We start from the raw sequence: 4876 nt of genomic DNA, 5'->3' as shown, positions 1-4876 counted from the left end.
GTTGCCCTTGGCCTCTTCTTCGGCCATGGGCCGGCGCAATTCCTGGCGGTCGTAGCGGTGAAAGCAGTCGCCTTCGATGGTGGCGGCGCGCACCCCCTCGCGGCGGTAGATGTTCTGGAAAGTGCGCGAGACGGTGGAGGGACCGGCCCCGGAGGAACCAGTGATGGCAATGATCGGATGCTTGTCAGACATGGCGGGTTCTCCTCGGAACTTCTCGAATCCAGCATGCGGCCAATGGCTCAGTCGCGAAACAACGAGCGCTCACCGAACAAGGGGTTGTCGTCCTTGATCGGAGTGGGCTCGCGATGGTAGCGTTCGATACGCTCGACCTCGCTCTTGCTGCCAAACACCAGGCCGATGCGCTGGTGTAAAGACGTGGGCTGCACATGCAAAATCGGCTCGCGGCCCGTGCTGGCGCGCCCGCCAGCCTGCTCCATGAGAAACCCCACCGGATTGGCCTCGTAGAGCAAGCGCAGGCGGCCTGGCTTGGTCGGGTCGCGCATGTCACGCGGGTACAGAAACACTCCGCCGCGCATCAGGATGCGGTGGGCCTCGGCGACCATACTCGCAATCCAGCGCATGTTGAAGTCTTTGCCGCGCGGACCGGTTTTACCGGCCAAACATTCGTCGACATAACGCTTGACCGGCAGCTCCCAGAAACGGCTGTTGGAGGCATTGATCGCAAACTCTTGTGTCTCTTCGGGTACGCGGATGTCGGGGTGCGAGAGGAAAAATTCGCCCAAATTGGGATCGAGCGTGAAGCCGTGCACGCCGGTGCCCACACTCAGCACCAGCATCGTGGAAGGGCCGTAGAGCGCGTAGCCTGCTGCCAGTTGTTGGCAGCCGGGCTGCAAGAAGTCGGCGGCGGTCACATCGCGGCCGCTGTCGATGACATCCTGCGGCGCACGCAGGATCGAGAAGATGCTGCCGACCGAGACATTGACGTCGATGTTGCTGGAGCCGTCGAGCGGATCAAACACCAACAGGTACTTGCCGCGCGGGTAAATGGACGGAATGTTGTAGGGCTCGTCCATCTCCTCGCTGGCCATGCCTGCCAGGTGCCCGCCCCACTCGTTGGCGCTCACGAACAACTGGTTACTGATGACGTCGAGCTTTTTTTGCTCCTCGCCTTGCACGTTGATGGAGCCCGCTTGCGCGCCCAGAACGCCGCCGAGCGCGCCGAAAGCGACGCTGCGCGCGATGGCCTTACACGCCAGCGCAACATCCAGCACGAGGGCGTTGAAATCGCCGCTGGCGCTGGGATGGCGGCGCCGCTGCTCGATCAAAAACTGCGTCAGTGTGGTGCGTTGGGACAGGGGCATGGTGATCTCTGCGATGTTGGGTGACAGAACAAAATGGGGTGTTCAAGCCGCTGCGGTCGGCGGATTCAGCGATCCGGCATACCACGACCGCAAATCGGCCAGCGTCACCCCGGCCAGTGACGGCAAGACCCGCAGCGCGCCCGAAAAATCGTGATGCGCCGTAAATGCGTTGGGGGTAACCACGGTCGCCAGACCTGCAGCGCGAGCCGCTTGCAGACCGTTGGCCGAATCTTCGAAGGCCAGGCAGTGTTGCGCCGACAGACCCAGGCGCTGCAATGTCTGCAGGTAGACCTGCGGATGCGGCTTTTTGCGCGGCGCGGTGGAGGCATCCTCGACCACACCGAAAGCCATCCGCCAGTCTGGCCCCATGGCGCTGCGCAGCAGCGCCGCGATATTGACCGGCGAGGTGGTCGTGGCGATCGCCAACCGCAAGCCTGCCCGACGCGCTTCCTCGATCAACTCGATCACACCGGGGCGCAGCCGGACCTGACCTTGGCGAACCGCGTCCTCGTAATAGGCGGTCTTGACTTCGTGCAGCCGCTCGATCAGCGCACTCAGCTCGGTGCCGTCGATGTCGTGGCGGTTGCCATGCACCTGCTGCCAGTAGTGGCGAATGCGCTCTTTGCCGCCCGAAACCTCGAGCAGCCGGGTGTAGAGCGCCTCGTCCCAACGCCAGTCCAGCCCTTCGCTCGCAAAGGCGGCATTGAAGGCCGCCAAATGGGCATGCTCGGTATCCGCAAGCGTACCGTCGACGTCGAAGATCAGGGCATCCAGCATATGGGCAAACTCCACGACACCCGCGGGCCAGGGTAGGCTCCGTATCTGGCGTCAGCGATGAACTATAGGCATCCGTTCACATAAGGTAAATTCACGATTACTTGCTTTTGGATTCAGGTAAAACTTAACCTTATGCGCAACGCCACCTTCCGCCAGCTCCGCGTGTTCGCCGAGGTCGCCAAACACCTGAGCTTTGCCCGCGCGGCAGAGTCGCTGCACCTCACGCCGCCCGCAGTGACCATGCAAATCAAGGAGCTGGAAGGGCACGTCGGCCTGCCGCTGTTCGAGCGTCAAGGCCGGCGCGTGTCCCTGACCACTGCCGGCGAATACATGCTGGTTTACACGCGCAAGGTGCTGGCCACGCTCAAGGATGCCGAGGACGCCGCTGCGCGCCTGCAAAGACTGGAGGTGGGCACGCTCACGATTGGCTTGCTGAGCACCGCACAGTACTTTGTGCCAGCGCTGCTGGCCGAATTCGCCCGCGAGCACGCGGGGTTGGATGTGCGACTGACCATTGGCAACCGCCAACAGCTCGTGCAGATGCTGCGCAATGCCGAGGTCGATATTGCCATCATGGGGCGCCCGCCCAACGAGCTGAATGTACGGGCCGAGCCCTTCGGTGCCCATCCCCACGTCTTCGTGGCGCCCACCGACCACCCGCTGCTGCGCATTGGACACCCCACGGTGCAGTCGCTGCAGCCCTATGGTTTCATCGTGCGGGAACATGGCTCGGGCACACGGGCGATATTCAACGAATTTTTCGAGCGATACCGGCTCGAGCCCCGCATCGCCATGGAACTGCCGAACAATGAGGCCGTCAAGCAGGCGGTGATGGCGGGTCTTGGCTTGGGACTGCTGTCCTTGCACGCCCTGCGCTTGGAACTGGAGCACGGGCTGATCGCCCGACTCGACGTCGAAGGCACCCCCGTGGTGCGCGCCTGGCATGTGGTGCACACGCTGGCCAAGCTGCTGTCGCCTGCGGCGGAGGCGTTTCGATACTTCGTGCTGGAGCAGGGTGAGCGCTTTTTGGCCGAACGCTACGGCACGTTGTTGCCGCTGAAGCACCCCGACTGATACCGTGGCGCGACGGGCGGGCGCGTCTGGGGACGAGGACGGGACCTCCGACTCCGGCGCTGCCAATTCCCAGACCGGGGCACCGGATGCATTGTTCCGCGCCGGCCGACCGTCGCCGGCATCGCCGCATCAGGCCAGGCCGCGGCGTTGGCGCCACAGCCGCACCTGGACAGCGGCATCGACCGCCCGGCGCAACACGACGACATCGGGCGGCACACGCCGCATGTTGCGAACCGCGCCAGCCCCTCCGATCCACAGCTCCACCGACGCGGCCAGCTGCTGCCGCAACTGTGCCACGGTCTCGACGACATCGCGCCGGCTGGCGTGGTCGCTGTAGCTGAGCGCCACCACATCGGCGCCCGTGCGCTCGCTGGCGCCGATGATCTCGGCCACTGGCGTGCAAACCCCCAGCGGAAGCCGGTCGCAGCCTTCCAGGGCCAGAAAGCACTCTGCCATCAACAGGCCCAATTGGTGCTGCTCACCCGGGGACGTGGTCAGCAACACGCGTGGCGGCCGCAGGCCGACGGGATGGGTTTCGTCGGTCCGGGCGATGGCTTCGCGCAGGGTGGCCTGCACCACCTCGGTAAACAGGTGCTCCTGGTACACCCCGATCTCGCCACGCAGCCAGGCGTGGCCGACCGCCGTGCACAGCGGGGCAACCACCGCCTCGACGGTCTGCGCCAGTCCGCGCGTGCGCACTGCACTGCGCAACGCCTCGCGCAGCCGTAGGGTCTGATCCTGGCGCAGCCAAGCCATCCAGGGTGCGAGCTGGTCATCCGCCAAATGATCCGGCTCGCCCGCTGAGCCCGGTAAATGCTGGGGCGCAGCCAGGTTTTGCGCCAAAGCCGACGCGGCCAAGGCTTCCAAGGCATCGCGCGGCAGTCCCACCACGCGTCCTGGACGGTACCCGGCATCCAGCAGGCGCCGTATCAGGCGCAGCCGACTCAATTGTTCCGCGTCGTACAGCCGGTCCCCGCGTTCGTCGCGCTGCGGCGCCGGAAAGCCGTAGCGGCGCTCCCACACGCGCAAGGTATCCTTACCGATGCCCGTTTCTCGCTCCACATCCGCAATCGCCCAAAGGGCCATCGGCGCACCGGTGGAAGATGAGGGAGACGCAGGCGCGGTGTTCATGACGGGAACCTGGACATGCACAAGTGATCAACGAAGCATACAATGGTATTTGTCTAGGACAAAGCAGATGCAGATCTGCCCACCGCAGCAGGAGCTCGTTCATGAAAGTCGCCATCGTCGGATCGGGTATCTCGGGCTTGGCGGTTGCGCATCGCCTGTGCGGTCGGGCCCATGTCACCTTGTTCGAGGCCAACGACTACTTCGGTGGGCACACGCACACGGTGGACATCACCCTGCCTGATGCGCAGGGTCGCCCGGTCACCCATGGTGTGGATACGGGCTTTCTGGTGTTCAACGAGCGGACTTATCCGAACCTGATCGCACTGCTGGCGGAGCTGGGTGTGCCGACGGCACCGTCGGACATGTCGTTTTCGGTGCAGGTGCCAGCCGGCGCACACGGCCCGGCCCTCGAATGGGGCGGCGCCTCGCTGGCCACCGTGTTTGCGCAGCGGCGCAACTGGATGCGCCCGCACTTTTGGAAGATGCTGGCCGATTTGTTGCGCTTCAACCGCCTGTGCACCCGGCTGGCTGAACAAGGCCAGGAAGCCGACCTGCAACAACCGCTCGGGGAG

The 4876-nt window shown here is 64.5% G+C and carries 5 protein-coding genes and 1 pseudogene; 2 read left to right on the top strand and 4 right to left on the bottom strand.

Annotated features, from left to right (window positions below):
• The 3 genes and pseudogenes from P3W97_RS06710 to P3W97_RS06700 all read right to left on the bottom strand — a co-directional run.
• Positions 1-192 (bottom strand): annotated as a pseudogene (locus P3W97_RS06710) (phosphoribulokinase); the annotation flags it as partial.
• 47 nt (positions 193-239) lie between these two features.
• Positions 240-1322 (bottom strand): class 1 fructose-bisphosphatase, encoded by a 1083-nt coding sequence (locus P3W97_RS06705; RefSeq protein WP_300845020.1) that lies wholly within the window; start codon positions 1320-1322, stop codon positions 240-242.
• A gap of 42 nt (positions 1323-1364) precedes the next feature.
• The gene (locus P3W97_RS06700) at positions 1365-2099 is read right to left on the bottom strand and encodes an HAD-IA family hydrolase (RefSeq protein ID WP_300845018.1); all 735 of its coding nucleotides are present in this window, start codon (positions 2097-2099) and stop codon (positions 1365-1367) included.
• Positions 2100-2231: 132 nt separating this feature from the next.
• Between P3W97_RS06700 and P3W97_RS06695 the strand changes: the two genes are divergently transcribed.
• Complete coding sequence (locus P3W97_RS06695) at positions 2232-3173, top strand: LysR substrate-binding domain-containing protein (protein ID WP_300845015.1); 942 nt, start codon at positions 2232-2234, stop codon at positions 3171-3173.
• A gap of 129 nt (positions 3174-3302) precedes the next feature.
• On the opposite strand, the gene P3W97_RS06690 is transcribed toward P3W97_RS06695, so the two are convergent.
• Entirely contained in the window at positions 3303-4304 is a 1002-nt protein-coding gene (locus P3W97_RS06690) for a cobalamin B12-binding domain-containing protein (protein ID WP_300845013.1), read from the bottom strand.
• A gap of 101 nt (positions 4305-4405) precedes the next feature.
• Between P3W97_RS06690 and P3W97_RS06685 the strand changes: the two genes are divergently transcribed.
• A partial coding sequence (locus P3W97_RS06685; RefSeq protein WP_300845010.1) for an NAD(P)-binding protein occupies positions 4406-4876 on the top strand: 471 nt, incomplete at its 3' end.

Source organism: Tepidimonas sp. (genome assembly GCF_029335975.1).
GTDB lineage: Bacteria > Pseudomonadota > Gammaproteobacteria > Burkholderiales > Burkholderiaceae_C > Tepidimonas.
This window is presented reverse-complemented; position numbering and strand designations above follow the sequence as displayed.

Excerpts from the sequence above, each read along its gene's own strand:
- P3W97_RS06700 (WP_300845018.1), bottom strand. The coding sequence starts at position 2,099 with ATGCTGGATGCCCTGATCTTCGACGTCGACGGTACGCTTGCGGATACC.
- P3W97_RS06695 (WP_300845015.1), top strand. The coding sequence starts at position 2,232 with ATGCGCAACGCCACCTTCCGCCAGCTCCGCGTGTTCGCCGAGGTCGCC.
- P3W97_RS06705 (WP_300845020.1), bottom strand. The coding sequence starts at position 1,322 with ATGCCCCTGTCCCAACGCACCACACTGACGCAGTTTTTGATCGAGCAG.
- P3W97_RS06690 (WP_300845013.1), bottom strand. The coding sequence starts at position 4,304 with ATGAACACCGCGCCTGCGTCTCCCTCATCTTCCACCGGTGCGCCGATG.